This is a genomic window from Brevundimonas sp. (genome assembly GCF_023259385.1).
Taxonomy (GTDB): domain Bacteria; phylum Pseudomonadota; class Alphaproteobacteria; order Caulobacterales; family Caulobacteraceae; genus Brevundimonas.
Genome location: NZ_JAHFPF010000050.1, coordinates 1 through 16,202 on the forward strand (window position 1 = coordinate 1; position 16,202 = coordinate 16,202).

14 protein-coding genes are annotated in these 16,202 nt (G+C 64.7%); 5 read left to right on the top strand and 9 right to left on the bottom strand.

Annotated features, from left to right (window positions below; genetic code table 11):
• Positions 1-2,591: hypothetical protein (locus Q0C81_RS05655; protein ID WP_291834812.1), on the top strand; the 2,591-nt coding region annotated here is incomplete at its 5' end.
• Between the two features lie 76 nt (positions 2,592-2,667).
• Positions 2,668-3,579, top strand: a complete 912-nt coding sequence (locus Q0C81_RS05660; protein ID WP_291834815.1) for a HEPN domain-containing protein — start codon at positions 2,668-2,670, stop codon at positions 3,577-3,579.
• A 58-nt stretch (positions 3,580-3,637) separates the two neighbouring features.
• Here the strand turns inward: Q0C81_RS05660 and Q0C81_RS05665 are convergent, their stop codons facing one another.
• The 3 genes from Q0C81_RS05665 to Q0C81_RS05675 all read right to left on the bottom strand — a co-directional run bounded on the left by Q0C81_RS05665 (position 3,638) and on the right by Q0C81_RS05675 (position 6,732).
• Entirely contained in the window at positions 3,638-5,119 is a 1,482-nt protein-coding gene (locus tag Q0C81_RS05665) for a hypothetical protein (protein WP_291834817.1), read from the bottom strand.
• 140 nt (positions 5,120-5,259) lie between these two features.
• Entirely contained in the window at positions 5,260-6,108 is an 849-nt protein-coding gene (locus Q0C81_RS05670; RefSeq protein ID WP_291834820.1) for a hypothetical protein, read from the bottom strand.
• Between the two features lie 15 nt (positions 6,109-6,123).
• Complete coding sequence (locus Q0C81_RS05675) at positions 6,124-6,732, bottom strand: hypothetical protein (RefSeq protein ID WP_291834822.1); 609 nt, start codon at positions 6,730-6,732, stop codon at positions 6,124-6,126.
• A 278-nt stretch (positions 6,733-7,010) separates the two neighbouring features.
• Here Q0C81_RS05675 and Q0C81_RS05680 point away from each other — a divergent pair, with 278 nt between their 5' ends.
• Entirely contained in the window at positions 7,011-7,811 is an 801-nt protein-coding gene (locus Q0C81_RS05680; protein ID WP_291834825.1) for a hypothetical protein, read from the top strand.
• 49 nt (positions 7,812-7,860) lie between these two features.
• Here Q0C81_RS05680 and Q0C81_RS05685 read toward each other — a convergent pair whose 3' ends face one another.
• From Q0C81_RS05685 to Q0C81_RS05695, 3 genes are all read right to left on the bottom strand, one after another.
• The gene (locus Q0C81_RS05685) at positions 7,861-8,031 is read right to left on the bottom strand and encodes a hypothetical protein (protein WP_291834828.1); all 171 of its coding nucleotides are present in this window, start codon (positions 8,029-8,031) and stop codon (positions 7,861-7,863) included.
• A gap of 218 nt (positions 8,032-8,249) precedes the next feature.
• Complete coding sequence (locus tag Q0C81_RS05690) at positions 8,250-10,313, bottom strand: ParB/RepB/Spo0J family partition protein (protein WP_291834831.1); 2,064 nt, start codon at positions 10,311-10,313, stop codon at positions 8,250-8,252.
• Between the two features lie 513 nt (positions 10,314-10,826).
• A complete protein-coding gene (locus tag Q0C81_RS05695; protein WP_291834849.1) occupies positions 10,827-11,933 on the bottom strand; it encodes an IS110 family transposase in 1,107 nt (368 codons plus the stop codon).
• Positions 11,934-12,101: 168 nt separating this feature from the next.
• On the opposite strand from Q0C81_RS05695, the gene Q0C81_RS05700 reads away from it, so the two are divergent.
• Positions 12,102-12,410 carry a hypothetical protein gene (locus tag Q0C81_RS05700; protein ID WP_291834834.1) on the top strand — a complete coding sequence of 103 codons (309 nt, stop codon included), beginning with the start codon at positions 12,102-12,104 and terminating at the stop codon, positions 12,408-12,410.
• 45 nt (positions 12,411-12,455) lie between these two features.
• Here the strand turns inward: Q0C81_RS05700 and Q0C81_RS05705 are convergent, their stop codons facing one another.
• Positions 12,456-13,355: an endonuclease/exonuclease/phosphatase family protein gene (locus Q0C81_RS05705; protein WP_291834837.1), complete on the bottom strand. Its 900-nt coding sequence runs from the start codon at positions 13,353-13,355 to the stop codon at positions 12,456-12,458.
• Positions 13,356-13,677: 322 nt separating this feature from the next.
• Between Q0C81_RS05705 and Q0C81_RS05710 the strand changes: the two genes are divergently transcribed.
• Positions 13,678-13,962, top strand: a complete 285-nt coding sequence (locus tag Q0C81_RS05710) for a hypothetical protein (RefSeq protein ID WP_291834840.1) — start codon at positions 13,678-13,680, stop codon at positions 13,960-13,962.
• Here Q0C81_RS05710 and Q0C81_RS05715 read toward each other — a convergent pair.
• Together Q0C81_RS05715 and Q0C81_RS05720 are read right to left on the bottom strand one after the other, a co-directional pair.
• Positions 13,959-14,252 (bottom strand): hypothetical protein, encoded by a 294-nt coding sequence (locus Q0C81_RS05715; protein ID WP_291834843.1) that lies wholly within the window; start codon positions 14,250-14,252, stop codon positions 13,959-13,961. The genes Q0C81_RS05710 and Q0C81_RS05715 overlap by 4 nt on opposite strands.
• Before the next feature lie 140 nt (positions 14,253-14,392).
• Entirely contained in the window at positions 14,393-15,625 is a 1,233-nt protein-coding gene (locus Q0C81_RS05720) for a DUF3800 domain-containing protein (RefSeq protein ID WP_291834846.1), read from the bottom strand.
• Positions 15,626-16,202: the final 577 nt, after the last annotated feature.

The window sequence follows — 16,202 nt, forward strand, 5'->3', positions numbered from 1 at the left end:
CCATCGTCGCGGGAGGGGTCGTCGATGAGATCGTCTACTTCTGCGAGGCGGATTTTCCGATCGGCCGGCGCCGCAGATTGCAGAAGTGGGCGAGAGACGAGCACAACATCGAGCTCAGGATTTTCGATGGCCAGGCGATCGCCGAATGGCTGGCAGATCGCGACCTGTTCTGGATCGCCCAGCAGTACCTTTCGCTGCCGGCCGAGATCGGCCCCGCAGGTCCTGCGAGTGGCGACGGGTACGATGATCGTCTTGCCCGTTGGCGAGACCGCGAACCGCTGGTGATAAGCCAGGCCGACTTCACGGACATAAAACGCGGTGTGCGGCGAGCGACCTTCGACATCGAAGCACGTCACGACCTCCGCTTCTGGATTTCGAAGATGGAGGTCTTCGCGGCGCACGAGGCGACACCGCGTGGTCTCGCCCGGAACGCGGCCTATGAGATCGCGGTCGCGTCCCTTCGAGGGTTCGGAGATCTGAACCCCCAGGCGCACAGGCTCCGCGACTACTACTCCGACGTCGGGGAATGGACCGGTCAGGCTGACCTGCAGAACGCAGCCACCCTGCTCGTCTATGCGCACGGCGGCTTGCTCCACTCGACCTATCACGGCTCATTGGAAGAGCTCGTTGAGTGGAGAAACACCCTTCTCGACGTGATCGATCGCGAGATCGAGACCGCGCCCGGCCCGGTGCGTCGCACCGGGCTACTTCGCGTGCGCGGGCACATCAGCGGACTCCCGAGCGCTCCGGACACGCCAAGCGATCCAAACGCGTCTCGTTTGGACTGGGGACGAATGCTCGATGAAGCCGAGTCTACGCCACTCTTCCCGATCGAAGACTTCTCGGATTTCCTGACCAAGGTGATCGCGATCGCGGGCGAGGATGCGGAGCTGCTCGCCTTGGCGGAACGCGCCGACGAACTGATCGCTGAACGGGCCGGCGGCGCCGTGGCAGGTGAAAAGGCGTTCAGACGGGCGCTCGCGCTCCTGGACAATGATCATCCACTGACGGCGATCCGCGAGCTCCACAAGGCCAAGGCGAAGTGGTTTTCTGGAGACCGCATTGAGGGTGCCGTCCGCGTCATGCTCCTGCTCGCGGACTGCTACCGGGATCTGGGGCTGACCTATGCAGCCAAGAACTACGCGCTCGCGGCGGCCTTCATTGCCGAGTACCACCCCGAGGACGCGCTCGACCCGCTTCTGCCCACCGCGCGCTTGTCCGTGGCGGACTTCGAGGACAACTCAGGCTGCGCGGTTGGTTTCATTCAGGCGATGGCGGCGATGCTGCACGCTCATGTCCAGCATGAAGCGGACCCTCTCGACCTTCAGAAGCACTCGGACCTCAACGTCAACATCGGGCAACTGACGACGTGGCGTGGGGCTCTTCTCAGGCTCGCCCCCGAGGCGCTGCCGACCTTTGACAGACTGTACGCCGACTGGCCGCCTGTACTCTGGGATCCGATCCGGTCCGCTTCTGAATCGGCGGACGGCTTCTGGATGCAGGATAGCCCGGATGAACTGTGGGATCGTCTCCAGGAGGCTTTCCTTGATCGTCCGTTCAGTGATTTTGGCCCGAAGCGAACCGTTCGCTGGCGCGCGATGGATATCGATTGGACGTGCGTGTTCGAGAACCGCTACGCCGTCGTGCCCGAGGCCGAACAGGTTATAGCCAGCCTCCAGCTTTTCGCCGTCATCCTGCTCCGGGTCGATCTGGTGACCCTTCCGGGTGAAGTGCATATCGATGTCCGGGTGGATCCGACACGCGCGGAGCCTGCGTTCGAGGAAGTCGAACCCAGCACGCCGACCACAATACGCACCTTCAGCCTCACCCTTCCGTCTGGAGGCCCGCCAGACCCATGGCCGATGATTCAAGGGGTCCTCGCTCCGATCCTCGGAGCCCTGTCGCTGTTGCCGCCGAAGGAAGCGGCCGAAGCACTGAGCGACCAGATGGAAGCGCTCGCCGGCGAGCTCTTCACCGCTCGCCCTTACCCGGAACTCTACCGAGACCTGATCTCTGAGGAGGCGTTCGGCGAGGCGATCCGCCAGGCGTTGCCGACCATCGAGCCCGAACGCGACTTTGAGCTTAGAAAGATCGAGGCGCTGTCGGGGCCGACGGGGCCCGGGCCAGGATACGATGCGGATGAAGCCGCACTGTCGATTGAGCAGCGATACGATCGCTCGTTCGCCTATCTCCGCCACACCCTCCCAGTAATTCTAGCGGATCCGGATGTGCGCGCCCGCCTCGCGGCGATGCGCGACGAGGGACTCAAGGACTGGGAAATCCTGAGCATCCTGGCGAATATCGCCTTGAACGCCCGATTTTCGTTCGATGTGGCGGGAAGACCGTCGCGCGAGGTGATGGAGAAGGCGAAAGCCGAATTGAACAGGCCTGAAGAACCGGATGAAGCGCTGTCCGCCGAGGCCTTTTCGGACGAGGCCATCAGAGTGAACAGGCTGATGTTCATCGGCGCCCACGTCGGTTCGTGGGGCTTGCAGGGCGGACGAATGAGAGATCCGGACGCGCTGGAAGCGCTGTTGATCCGGCGTTATGGCCTGCGGCGAGACGACGTCGATCACGAGCCCCTGTTCTGATGCCCGATCGCCGCTGCGACAGGGATGCGATGTTTTCGACCTTGCTTCGAGGCCGGGCATTTCCGAGACTCACCCCATGAAACGCCCTCTCCGCAAACTGTCGCCGACCAAGCAGCGCGAGCTGGAACGGTACGTCGACATCATCGAGGAGGGGTTCGCCAAGGCAATCTCGACGCGACGGGCCGACCGACTAAAGAACGGTCGCATCCTGAAGATCATCCTCTACGGGAGCTACGCACGAGGCGACTGGGTCCACGATCCGATCAGCCGTTACTTCTCGGATTTCGATCTGCTGGTCATCGTCGATCACGAGGATCTCACGGACATCGAGTTCTGGGAGAAGGTCAATGAGGAGCTGATGGAGCAGTGGACGCTCGGCGCCATGCGCACCTCCACCGAGCTCATCGTTCACAGCCTCGACGACGTGAACTTCAAGCTGGAGCACGGCCGTCCGTTCTTCATCGACATCGTCCGCGAGGGCGTTGTCCTTAAGGATACACCCGGCGTGAAGCTGTCGGACCCGCAGCCGCTGCCCCCTGCTACCGCTTTGGAAGAGGCGTCAGAGTACTCCGAAGAATGGAGAGAGAGCTTCGCCGACTTCAAGCTAGCCGCCGAAACGCTAATCAAGAATGCCCGGTTGAAGCGCGCAGCGTTCAATCTGCATCAAGCGACCGAGTCCCTGTATCAGGGCCTTCTTCTGGTTCTGACGCTCTATGCACCTCGCAGCCACAACCTCGTCCATCTCCGGAAGATCACCGAGCCGCTGGAACCCCGCCTGCGCGAGGTCTGGCCGCAGGAGACCAAGTTCCAGAAGCGCTGCTTCGAACTTTTGCGCGCGGCCTATGTGAAGGCTCGCTACTCCCGCCACTACCGCATCACGGAGGAGGAGCTCGCCTATCTCGGAGAGCGCATCGAGCTGCTCCGCCAGATTGTGGCCGAAGCCTCCGATCGCCGGCTCGCCGAACTCCGAGCTGAAGGACAGAGCTAGCAGCGGATCGCTTCGGCAATGCCCCAGGTCATTCGCGTGGCTCGGTGTCCCGACCAAGTTAAGGCAGGCGGTTCGCCCGGTTTCGAATGTTCTCCAGCTCGCCGATGGACCGAGTTGCGTGACCTAGAAGACCGACGCGCTGGTCGGAGGCGCTTCTGACAGGCATCCCACAGGTCACGAGATCGTAGAGCGCGCACGCGCAGGCGAAGCCCTCCACCGTCGGACTCGCTTTCGGCATGACGTCCGCAGCGGGCGAAAGGCCATGGGCCGCGATCTGACGCAGCTCCATGATGGCAGCGATGAGCGTCTTCGCCTGAGCCTTGTTGATGAAAGGCTCCAGACTTGCGAACATGAGCTTCAGACGCTGCCCAAGGCTCTGGTTCTGCAGACTGCCGATGACACCCCGTAGCCGAGCGTCCTCGATGTCGATCCCGTTTGCCTTGGCGACGGTAATCGCACCGTCGGCGATGATACGGGATTGTTCGGACGAGAGCGCCGGTTGACCTCTCAGTTCCGCCAGACTCTCGACGCCGGCGCAGAGCGCGACGACGTCATCGAGCGAACTGCCTCGGCGCAGGTTTCTGGCTACACTCTGAACCGCCCCGCGCAGTCGGTGACGGTCGCCTTCTCGTTCGGTCCACGTCTTCATGACGGTGGCGAGGGCGTTTCGTTCGCTCCAGCGATTCAGAGGGATGTTTCCAAGCCAGAACTGGAACGGCCCATTCTCATCCGCCGATCGACTGTCGTGGTTTGGAAGGTAAAAGTCAGCGTCCCGCATTGCGCGACCGCGTCCCGACCGGGCCGTAAGCGACGTCCAGGGGATCGGCCGCAGCGCAAGGTTCTCGAAATAGCGTTTCCACTGCCACGCGAGATCCATCGCCTCTTCGATGCCGAGCGGTTCAGCGAAGTGGATCGTCGCGATTGGATCGGTTTGAAAGTCGATTTTCTTCCACCCGAGCCCGGATTGCTTCGAGCCAACAAATACCTCGTACCTATGACCATCAACCTTGAAGCTCAGCACTCTCGGGAACTGATGGACGACAAAAACCTCCTGCGGTTTGAACAGGTCGTATGAGCGGTCCTTCTTGTCGCGAAGGCCTTTGAGCGCAGCAACGATATGCTTGGCCGGCCGGAAAAGGTGGTGGGATTCCACGTGCTGGTAGTGGAAGAAGGCCCCTAGATTTCTCATCGTGAAAGCGATCGACGGAACCTTGTATCCGGGCAGCAGAGCGTCGGAGCCGAGAATGACCGCGTTAGGATAGACATGCTCCTCATACATCCGGCCATGCTGGCCGGTGTACTGGGTCGAGCTGGTAAGAAGAGCATTGTGGAGCAGGATGGGTCGACCATCCGGCCCCTTGAGCCGAAGCCGGAACCAACCGTCTTCGTTGGTGGATCCCATCAACGTTCCGTCCGAAAGTAGAACCGCCTGCGACTTCTCCCCATCCAGTATCAAGGTCCCGCTGCCGACATGGCTCGGGTCATCGGTCACGACGGGCGAACTGCCGCGCTTCTTCTCGATCTCGTCGAACCACATCATCGGGGGACTATGCGGAGCGGCGGTCCGGAGCGCCAGTCACCCTTGCAGGTCATTCCTCGCGAACGCTCTCCGCACAAGCCGCTGGACCGGAACACGGGTCCACAGCGCTGGCCCCGCCTCTCCCAAGCTAGACCAGGCTCTTACTCAACGGCAGCAGCATCCACGTGCTGTTGCAACGCGGTCCTGATGTAGATGGTGCTGTAGACCGCGAACCGGTCTATCCGGGCGTTTGTGACCATCCCTGCTAGCCCCAACCAAGCCTGGTTGTTGTTATCCTGCCAAACGAAAAAGACTGGGGCGCCGCTCAGCCCATCGGGGTTGGATAGGGTGGTTGGTGCCTTGGGGTCGGGCTCAAGAATAATCCGGTTATCAGGGTCGAAGGGGTGCGTCGCAGCAGCGGGCTGAAGGTGCACCTTCACCCACTGGAACCGCATAGACATGGGGGGATCGCCGGTATCCTCATCCCATTCGCCAATCTCAACAGCCGTTAGCTCGCTGGGAAAGCCGATAGCGAAGATACCCTTGATCGCATCCGAGGGGACTGTCTCGAGGGTATGCGACAAGTCCAGCTTCAAGAACCGGTCTGTCAGATCACGCCCGTTCCGGACATCCTCATACTCACAGATTTGCAGGTCCTCGAGGTTCTTTGCCGCGTAGGATTCAGCCGACACACGGGTGACCGCGACCGGCGTCAAACCGACCTTCCTCCCGTCGCGGTCGTCGATACCTATTGTGAAGTCCTTCGCTTCCAGAGTGTGGACGCCCTTGCCTAGCTGATGATGCGTCAGGACGGCGAAGTTGCGCCCCTGGAAGCGCAGCAAGATTGCCGAGCCCCGTGTCGTCAGGTCGAACGTCGGCTCGCCCTCATTGTGGAAGAAGGCGGGAGCACAGAAGCGGCGAACGGCGGTCGGAAGGTTGTTGTACCCGATCCAAAGGCCATTGATGGAGACAGAGAGGAGCGCTCGGGCACGGATGAACTTGTCGATCAAGCCGTCCATAAACGATCACTCGCGGCCGGCCTGAGAAGCGGCTGATGTGAAGTCGATGCGATCGACTACCACTTCGAGGAATGGCTGCACGAAAAGCAGCACGGCCCACTGGTGCTGCCCTCTCATGCCTCCGATCTCGATCTCACCGGTCATGTACCAGACCCTTTTGTAGCTACCGTCGGCAACCTGTCGATCCGAGTGATCGTAGACAGGGCGAAAATCAACGGCATGGATGATCTTGTTGCAGGCTTCGCGGAGGCTCAGTGGGGTTCCGTCCAGGTCCCCTATGTAGTTCTCGCCGTTCGTGGCGGCGGCATGAGCCCGGTAAGCCTCCGGGTCGAGATCGGTCATGACGTCGTCGAAGGTTCGTACGAAAACGGCGATCTGAAGCAGCAGCTCTGAGAGGCGCGGCTCGGCCAACGCGTGGTGCAAGCGGAAGAGGCTGGTTGGCTCAGGATCCTCCTCGTCCGCCATCTCGTACTCGCCACCCAACGCCTGGCTCGCGGTGACGATGTTGAATGCCTCGAAGCACGTCATTCGCGCCTCAGCCACATTGAGGTAGTGCGGCTTGGTCTCAGCCTTGTGGTACGGATTCTCGATTACATCGACGATGATGTCGGTCATGGCGGCCTTCGGTTGCAGAATTCCCTCGACATCCGTGGGTGCCAGGTCGGAGTGGGCATCAGGCTGTCCGTTCTCTGACAGGTCAATCCACCCCCCCTATTCTCATGTCTCCTATCGACCACGAGCTTCGACTCAGCGCATTATACCCGTCGGGTTAGGCGCCTGTGACCTGTCGCCGGGTCAAACGTCTCGTGGCTTGCAATCCCTTCCTCGGCCCCACGTTTTCCTCGTGTGCCGCAGCGTAATCGGCGACCTGCGCACCCACAGAGGCAAACGCCATGGTCGAACTCGACATCACTCTGAACCCTGTCACCCTTGAGCGCCTCAAGGCCGGACTTCGACAGACCGCTCCCGGAATCAAATCCTCCCACCGCGTCGAAGCGCTGGCGCGTGGACTGGGCTTCCACTCCAACGCCGAATTGCGCGCTCGCATAGACGCGGGCGGTTCTCGACGGATCGATCCTGAGTCTTTCGGCCGCTACCTGACCGAACGCGGCTTCGATGCGCCGGCGTCGATGCTGCTGCGCGCCGCAGCCCATGCGATCACGCTCACGGCGATGGATCGCGACGATCGTCTCCATAAATGGGGATGGGGTTTCGGGCGGCCCGAACGCCGCAGCGATGGTCGCTGGGAGACGCCCTACGAGCACTATGACCGGGTCCAGGCGTATCGGGAGGAGCTGAAAGACATCGCCGTCGCCGACCATGTGCTGCGCGCGCTCGCCATGCTGGCGTCGGTGCCCGCGACGAAGACCATCCGCCCCGACACCGACAGCTATCGCCTGAAGCACATCGCGGAGAACTTCGCCTGCACCTTCCCCGACGGTGCGCCTCTGGGCCCGGACTATGTCGCAAACGGTCCCCTGATCGTCGCGGCCGTCCACCTTGGCTTCCGATACCGGACGGCGCACGACCTGGACGGAAACGAGTGGCCGAACGTCACCTTCAACATGTCGCAGTCACACCTGCTTGAGCTGGACATCGACTGTCGGCCCAACGGCGCACGGGCGCAGGACCGGCGCCGCAAACAGGAGGCGCGGAAGTACGGTTCGTTGTGGCCGCAGGCCAGAGCGGCCTAGCTCTCGCGACGGCGCCCTGACGCTGGTGGGACGGTTTCTCGCGCGGGTTCTAGGGATCGGGTTCAGGCGCGTCGTCCAACGCCTTCCACATCGCCTTGACCGTGTCGGACTGGCCCGTGGTCGTATCCTCGCGGGCCTGTTCGACGGCGTCGCGCTCGTCGTCGCTCAGCGCGCGCCTCAGCCGTCGTTCCTGATGCGCGATGAATTTGCTGGGCTTCATGCGCGGGTTATACCTCGTCCGAGGGAGACGTGGGCGACCCGACCCGGAGCCGTTCGGTTCGGAAAAGGTCGCCCGAGTTCCGGTCCATCGGTCCGTCCCCCCGACACTGGTCATACAGCGTTACGCCGAAGCGCGACACCGGGCATCGGCGCCTTGCCCGGAGACAAAAAGCCGCGCGCCCCAAAGGGCGCGCGGCGAGTTTTCGGCCCTGACGCCGTCTATTCGGCGGCGAACCGATAGGCGTCGTCATCGGCGGCGGGCGGCTCGGTCGCCTCGCCTTGCGGCTCCGGTGTCTCCGGTTCCGCCGCATTCGAGACGGTGCGCAGTACGGACGGAAGCCAGCCCTTGCCCTCGACCAGCCGCTCGGCGGCCTCGGCCATATCGCCCTTCTTGAACCCGGCGATACGCCCGGCTTCCTCGGGCGTGGTCGCCTCGGTCACCGCTTCCAGAACCCGCGCCTTGGACACGCGGGAGAAATAGCTGGCGGCGGTGGCCGTCCACGTCCTGGTCATGTCCAGACCGGTGGCGGTCGCCAGCGTCTCGGCATGGGCCAAGGCGTCCGGCTTGCGGTCGTGGGGGTCACGCACAGCGTAGAGACCGACGCCCGCGCAACAGGCCATCAGGTCCAGAAGGTCCGACGGCGGCAGGGTCATCAGCACGGCCCAGAGGTCTCGCGCCTCTTCCGGCAGACGGGCGCCCCACGCCTCCAGCCGGTCGGCCACGCGCCGCCCGGCCGGGCTGTCGCTGACGCCGGGCGCCAGCCGCTCCAGACCGGTCACGCTCAGACGCACTTGCAGGGGCGTCCACGTCCCCCACGCCGGGTAGAAGACCTGCAAGGCCAGCGCATGGACCACCACCGTCAGGGCGATGTTTTCATCGGCCTGAACCGCATCGCGCAGCCCCATGGTCCGATGGGCGGTGAGGTCGATCACAAGCCGTTCGGACAGGGGCGCCGGTCCCTCGTCGGCCTCGGCGTCCGGCGCGGGCGGCGCCGTTTCGCCGTCCTGCGTCTCCGGCTCAGACCAGCTTTCCGGGGCGTCCGGATCGGGCGCGCGGTCGCTGACCGCATCTTCGGCCCTGACCAGACCCCGCTCGAACCGGGCCAGCCCGTCATGTCCCAACAGGACCATGACCCCGGCCCGCGCCTTGACCTCGGCGGGATAGTCGAAGTCCGGACCGAAGGCTTGCAGGGCCTTATCGATCTCTTCCAGTCGGGCGTCGGCTTCGGGCGTCAGCCCTTCCGGCCCGGCCTCGGAGACGAGGGCGTCGTATTCCTCGGACAGGGCGGCGATCTGCGCCGCATCGTCCTCGGACCGGACGACCTCGACCGGATAGACCCGGCCCAGGGCGTTGACGGCGACGTAGTCGGACGCGGCCTCGGCCCATTTCCAGTCCTCGCGCTGGCGCGCCTCGTCGGCCAGAGCGGTGAGCTTGTCGCCCACCATCCGGTCCAGCAGGGCCGGGTCTTCCAGCCAGCCGCCGCCGTCCTCGGTGAACAGGTCGCGCAGCACCGAACCGCCCTCGGCCTCATACGCCTCGACGCCGACGAAGACGGCGCGGCGGTCGTCCGCCCTGACCTTGGCCTCGGTCATGGCCCGGCGAATGGCGTGGACGGGACGGTACTCGCCCAACTGCTCGAACACCTGACGCTGCCGGTCCTGATCGCCGCTGACGCAGAAGGCCATCAACTGATCAAGCGCCAGCGCCCCCTCCCGATAGGCCGCCATCAGCTCCGGGGCCGCCGCCCCGAGCCGCAGACGTTGAAGTACTACGGTCGCCGTGACGCCGAACCGGGCGCCGATCTCCTCGGCGCCATAGCCCTTCTCGTCCGCCAGCCGCTTGAAGGCCTCGAACTGGTCGGCGGGGTGCATGGCCTCGCGGGTGGTGTTTTCGTCGAGGCTGATTTCATGGGCGTCATTCTCGGTATCTACGACAACCTTGACCGGATGGGTCCGCTTGATCTGCTTGCGCTTGGCCAAGAGCCTCAGGCCCTGACGGCGCCCCTCCCCGATGGTTACGAGGTAATTGCCGGTGGCCGTCCCGTCCTCGCCGCGTTCGATCTCGACCACGGGCGGCTGCAACACCCCCTTGACCTTGATGGAGGCGGCGAACGCCTCGATGGTCGCCGCGCTGTGCGGCACCTTCCGGGCGTTCTTCGGGGACGCCTTCAACCGGTTCAGCGGAACCACGATCTCCGCACCGTGAACCGGCTCCTGATCCGCTCCGGTCGCGGCGGCGCCAGCCGCCGCAGGGATACGGGCTTGGGTTGATTGAGCAGTCATGTCTGCCTCCTTTGGGCAAGGGTTGCAGGCACGCGAAACGCGCGCCTGAAACCCTGCCCGTCGGCGAGACCGGGGTAGCAAGGGCCAGGGCGGATCGGCCGGAGGGGGATCGCCCGGCCTGCACAAGCCTCGTATCGATCGCGGACATCGCCCCTGTCGCCGGCGCGGAAGGCCGGGGAGACCGGCCGATCCGGCGGCGAAGCCGCTTCACCCTGGCCCGCGCGAGGGCGGAGCCCTTCCATGTCCTTTTTCAAGTGCCCAGACGTGCGAAACTCCTCCGCGCCGCAGGCGCGGAGATGAGCAGGCTGAGAGGTTCGTCAGGTTGGGGGCGGAGCGGCACTGGCGACGGTCGATCAGTCTTCCATTCGCGTGTTGGCTACCGCATGAACGCTTTTCGTCGCGGGCTGGCCTCTGACTTAGTTCGGGCGTCGGCTCATGGCCGGCCCACTGGGCTCTCGAGGATGTCCCTGACCTTCCGCTCCGCCCCCGGCCTGACGGGCCAGAGCTCGGCGCTCAAGGCGCCGCTGGCCGCACCTCCTGACCGATCGCCCAGATAAAGCCGGACAGCTCGCGGGCGATGGCGGCGATGACGACGGTCGGCCGCTTGCCGCCGGCGCTCAGACGGCGATAGCGATCGCACAGGCGCACCTGGGCCTTCCACGCCACGTCCCGCACCGCCTTCGGCTGACGGGAAACGACGTCGGTTTTGCCGGTCGAGACCCGCGGCGGATAGCGATAGCTCCAAGCGGCCTCCACCAGCATGCGCCGCGCTTCGCGGTTGCCGGTCTTGGTGATGCCGCCGCGTCGGATGCGGTCGCCGCTAGAGTGCTCAGAAGGGACCAGGCCGAGATAGGCCATCAGCCGTCGCGGATTCTCAAACCGGCTGAGATCACCAACGGCCGCCACGAAGCTGACGGACGAGATGGTGTCCAGACCTCGCAAGGCGCGGAGCGCTTCGACCAGCGGCGCTAGAGACCACCCCCTCAACAGGGCGGAGATCCGGGTCTCGAGCTGATCGCGGCGGTCCTGGGACGCCCAGACGGCTTCGACGTAATCGTGGAAGACAACGCGATGGGCATCCTGATCGAACGCCTGGCCCGCCAACCAGCGGCGATGCCTCAAGGTCCAGGGCTTGCCGACCGGATAGGTCCGGCCGTGGCGCAGCAGGAACGCCAGCAGTTGCTGACGCGCCCGCATCAAGGCCATCACCGCATCACCCCGGGCCCGGACCAGGTCGCGCATCGCCTCATGGACTTCGTCCGGCACCCAGACCGCTGTCAGACCGCCCGCCCGATGCTGAAGCGCGAGCATCTGAGAATCCCGCCGGTCAGTCTTGATGCGGTCACCGGGCTTGCGCGCAATCAGCGTTGGAGCCGCAACGAGGCAACCATGCCCCGCCTCTGTCAGCTGGCGGTAGATTCCGTAGCCACATCCGCTGGCCTCGTAGCAGAACTCCAGGCGGTCGCCCGAGCGCGATAGTCGTTCGGCGAGCTTGCGAACCTGTTCCGGCGTGTTGGCGACCTCGCCGCAGAACCTGACCGCGCCTTCGCGACCATCCTCCGCCGTCGTGACGCTGATGCTCATCTTGTGAACATCGAGCCCTACAAAGAGCGTGTCCATTCCTTCCTCCTCGACGCTGCTGAAGGCTGCAGCATCCGGCATCACGCCGGACGAGGGAAAGGACATACGGACTTAGATCTTCAGAGGCATGCGATCGCGGTTCGGCCAGCCGAATCAGCGGTTAGGGTGATGTCCCTTCGCCGATTGCGGCCCACACGGAGTGCCGAGATGACCACCGCTGCATCCCCCGCCCGACCCGCCTGCTACGCCCGGATCATTCTGACCGCAGCGGGCGCTCAACTCCCCCGTCAGCACTTTTTGGTCGCCGGATCCACGCCGGCTCAGATCAACAGCGTCGCAATCGGCCTACGCGACGCGCACGATCAGGCTGACAACTATCTTACCAAAACTGTCCTGGCCGCCGACGTGCCGGAGCACGTTCTGCTCCAGGATGGTCAGTCGCTGCCTCTCGGCGTCGAGCTGAGTTGGTTCGACAACGATCTGGGCAAGGTGGATTGGTCGAAGCTGAGGATCTGATTGTCAGCAGGCGGCGGCGAGCGTTCAGGACGTGCTACCCGTGTGTCAGCCCGCGATCCGCACCGAGATCGGACAGTGGTCCGACGGGTGCTCGGCCTCGGGCACACCACCGTAGACATATTCCTCGAAGGACCCCGGCTCGATCCGGGCGGTCGCGGCGACGCCCGTGGCGATGAAGTCGATGTATTCGCGATACCGCGCCTTGCAGCCCGCCGACCGGTCGCCCGAGGTCAGGTTCAGGGTCGAACCCCCGGGGTCGCCGTCGTTCAGGTCCGCCAGGAAGGCGTCGTTGCGGCTGGCGAGACGACGGTTCCAGTCACCCAGCACGACGAAGGCCGTCCCCTCGCGAGCGCGCGCCTCGGTCCATCCTTCCAGCACCGGCAGCTGGTCGAAGAGCACGGGGCAGTCAGGGTCGGTCGGCTCGCGGCCGGAGTTGCAGCCAGACTTCAGATGCACCGCCAGGAGCCGGACCGGCCGTCCGCGCGACACGGTGACATCCACGCCCCAGCGCAGATCGGGGTTACCAAGGGCCAGGGCGCTGAGGTCGGGGTTGCGAGTCCAGGGCACGCCCTTGCGGATGGCGAAGCCGACGGCCTGATTCTGAATGTAAAGTCCCGGACGCCCGCGGCACTCGCCGCTGCGCGTGCTGGCCGGACGGCCGGACATGACCACGTCGTAGAGCGCCGGGTCGAACACCCGCTCGGCGGCGGCCCGGTTCTGCACCTCCTGGAAGGCGATCACGTCGGCCCCGAGGGCCGAGGCGTGCGCCCGCAGACGGGCGTAGTCCGCCCCGGTGCGTGGGCTGCAGCCCTCCCCGTCCCGTTCGGCCAGATGCTCCATATTCCAGCTGGCGATCTTGAGGCTACCGCCGTCGCGGGGCGGCGTCATGCCGATGCAGCCCGACAGGAGGGCGGCCGAGAGGGTGAGGGCGATCAGGGATTTCATGACGGGGGCCTCGCGGTGAAGGGTGCGGCCCGGCCGACGGCGGGTCGGCGCGGGACCGCTGCCGGGCGCAAGGTCGGTCGCGGTCCGGCGGTCTCGCCTATCGCATCGAACCGATTCCCGCGATGCGTCATTCGCGGCGATCCGCGTCGATTGCGCCGGGGCGGCGAGCCTGTAGGCTGGCCGCTGACGGGTTCCGGAACGATAGGGACCGACCGGGAGCCGGGGGACGTCCCTGACGTCGGCGGCGGCCGGTTCTGAAACCCCGGGCTTCCTCACAGAAGTTCCAGGCCCGTCCCCCATTCGCCGTCACGAAAGGATCGCCGTGGCCGATGAGTTCACCGCCGAGGAAACGGCCCTCTATGACGAGCTGGCGGAACGGGCGGGCGAGGTCGCGCGCCGGATCCTGGCCGAACGCGGCCTGATCTATCTTGACGATCTCGCTCCCGAGGCCGCCCGCGACCTGCTTCGGATCGCCTGGCGCGAAGCCGCCCAGGCGCGGTTCGAAGGCCAGGATGTCAGCGAGCTCCATGCGGAGATCGACCTGATGGTCGACAGCCTCGTCATGAGCTCCGAAAGCGGCGGCGCCGCCCCGGCCTCGATTCACTAGGCGGGAGCGCGCGAGTCCTCCGGCGTGCGCGCCCTGAGATCGCGATAGGGGTCGCCTCTCTCCCCGGCCTCCGCCCGCGAAAGCAGCTTCGTCTCGAAGTGCGACGACACGAGGATCCGGATCTCGCGGTACCGAAGCCCGTCATGCAGGGTGGCGCAGGTCGCCTTGACCGTCGACAGAGGGCCCAACCAGTCGTCCGTCTGCACCGTCACGGCGCCGGGCTGCTGGTCTGGCGAAGCCGCCTCGGCGAACATGCGGTCGAGGGCCTGGTCGAGTTCGTCGTGGGTCATGACCTGCGACTAGGCGGAGTCGGCGGCGGCGTCCTCCCCCGCGCGATGCAGGACGACGTTCGGACGAACTGCTTTCGACGTGGCGTCTGGGGTCGACGGCTTCATCCGGAAGCCGACCGACCCCGACCTTGCGACGGGTGCTAACCTTGAGCCAGCGGCGCCGCCGGCCCGGCCGTGGCAACGCCTGGCGGCGGAGTTCGCATGAACGGCGGCAGTCCGTCGATTTCGTACTGTTCCATCGACGCGACGCGACGTTCTTCGCTCATCTTCACAAGCGCTCGACCCGCTTCCAGCTTCTCTTCAGGCATGTCGCCGAACATCACCTCTCCGAACTGATTGAGCAGCGAGTGTTCGACCCCCTTGAAGGAGAAGTCGTTGTGCCAGCCGTTGGCGAGGATAAAGAGCAGCAGACGCTCGCAGTTCTCCGGCAGGTCCTTCCCCTTCAGCCACTGACCGTAAAGCCAGAGTGCGACGTCAGCCATCTGGATGCCGGCGCTCTGATCGTCGGGCTTCATGACGAAGAGACTGCCCGGAGCCCGCTGCAGGGAGTATCGCTCGCCAGCCCATTCGATGACATCCGGCGAGGCGTTGGAAAACAGACCGTGCCAGGAGCTCAGCGTACGGCCGAACTCGTTCTGCTCATCGTGGATGATCGACGCGATCTTCTTGTTCAGGCGGCTGGACATGGACTGGAGCCCTTCCAGAAGGTTCGCGAAGGCCACCAGATTGGGGAAGTGGCCTTGTTTGGCGAGCTTCTGCTCGGTGGCGAACTGGACGCACTCCGGGTGAGCGATGATCCAGTCCAGCCCCTGCCCCAGCAACTCGCGCGAACGCGCATCGGGCAGGATGTCGAGCCGGGCCTTGATCGCCTCGCAGATCGGCGGAAGCGCTGCGCGCGCGTCCGCTTCCTTGGGCATCAGCAGGCACTTCCAGAAATCCCGGGCGATATCATCGGTGATGACGCCGGCGAGCTTGAACGCTCCGATGATCTTGAGCGGCTTCAGATTATAGGCGTGCCACGGGACGGCGGCGTTCTCCCCGGAATCGAACAGGGTGTCGAACATCTTGGTCGCCAGCAGGTACTTCTTCTCGACCCTCGAGACGAAGAAGGTCGCTCCGGCGCGATGCAGCAACCGGAGCAGGTCGTCAGCGATCGTTTCCAGTCGCCCGAGACCGAGCTCGTTCGCGTGGATGGCGGTAGCGCCAACCTTCCCGGCGATGGCCCGGACCTTGTCGCCGTAGTTCCGGTCGAAGTCGCCCCGGCTGACCAGGGCGGCGGTGTAATAATCGGGCTGCGCCGTGTCGAAGATGTTCCTTCCGGTGTTTCCGGATTCATCGACGTAGGCGAACAGCGGCGTGCGGGCTTCTCCCATGGTTTCTTATTCTCCGTTCTCAGGGGGGCCTGAGACATCGGAACCGGACACCACCAGTTCAAGGCGCAGCGTTCATCGAATTCGGGTTGGTGCGGGCGGCCGGGGTCGAACCGGCATGGGCAAAGCCCGACGGATTTTCATACCACTTCGACTTTCGCCGCCGCCCCAGGGCGTTCGTGGTCTGGACTATCCCTTCGTCATAGCCCGAAGGCCTTAGACGCCGCCCGTCTAGTCTCTACACCTTCCCGTCGAGAGACGGGCTTGGCTCGGGATCGCCATTTGACAGGGTTCCCCGACTTTGAGCGGTTCTACGTCCGGGATTTCCCCCGGCGCACTCAATCCTCAGCTTAAGTCCGTTGCGTCTACCAGTTTCGCCACGCCCGCGAGCCGAACCGGCTCTATAGCCGCGTTCGGCCGCTATCGCCAAGGTCAGTCGACCTTCGCCGCCTGAGCCGTCCCTGCCCGCCCTTTGGCCGGCTTCGCCTTGGGGACGTTGATCGCCGAGGCGTCGCGCACGTTCTTGATGTGCGAGGCGTAGTATTTCTCGATCATCCCCACGCTGGTACGGCAGTTCTTG

Coding starts and splice junctions, on each gene's coding strand:
- Q0C81_RS05700 (WP_291834834.1), top strand. CDS start 12,102: ATGACCACCGCTGCATCCCCCGCCCGACCCGCCTGCTACGCCCGGATC.
- Q0C81_RS05690 (WP_291834831.1), bottom strand. CDS start 10,313: ATGACTGCTCAATCAACCCAAGCCCGTATCCCTGCGGCGGCTGGCGCC.
- Q0C81_RS05705 (WP_291834837.1), bottom strand. CDS start 13,355: ATGAAATCCCTGATCGCCCTCACCCTCTCGGCCGCCCTCCTGTCGGGC.
- Q0C81_RS05675 (WP_291834822.1), bottom strand. CDS start 6,732: ATGACCGACATCATCGTCGATGTAATCGAGAATCCGTACCACAAGGCT.
- Q0C81_RS05715 (WP_291834843.1), bottom strand. CDS start 14,252: ATGACCCACGACGAACTCGACCAGGCCCTCGACCGCATGTTCGCCGAG.
- Q0C81_RS05685 (WP_291834828.1), bottom strand. CDS start 8,031: ATGAAGCCCAGCAAATTCATCGCGCATCAGGAACGACGGCTGAGGCGC.
- Q0C81_RS05695 (WP_291834849.1), bottom strand. CDS start 11,933: ATGGACACGCTCTTTGTAGGGCTCGATGTTCACAAGATGAGCATCAGC.
- Q0C81_RS05680 (WP_291834825.1), top strand. CDS start 7,011: ATGGTCGAACTCGACATCACTCTGAACCCTGTCACCCTTGAGCGCCTC.
- Q0C81_RS05665 (WP_291834817.1), bottom strand. CDS start 5,119: ATGATGTGGTTCGACGAGATCGAGAAGAAGCGCGGCAGTTCGCCCGTC.
- Q0C81_RS05660 (WP_291834815.1), top strand. CDS start 2,668: ATGAAACGCCCTCTCCGCAAACTGTCGCCGACCAAGCAGCGCGAGCTG.
- Q0C81_RS05720 (WP_291834846.1), bottom strand. CDS start 15,625: ATGGGAGAAGCCCGCACGCCGCTGTTCGCCTACGTCGATGAATCCGGA.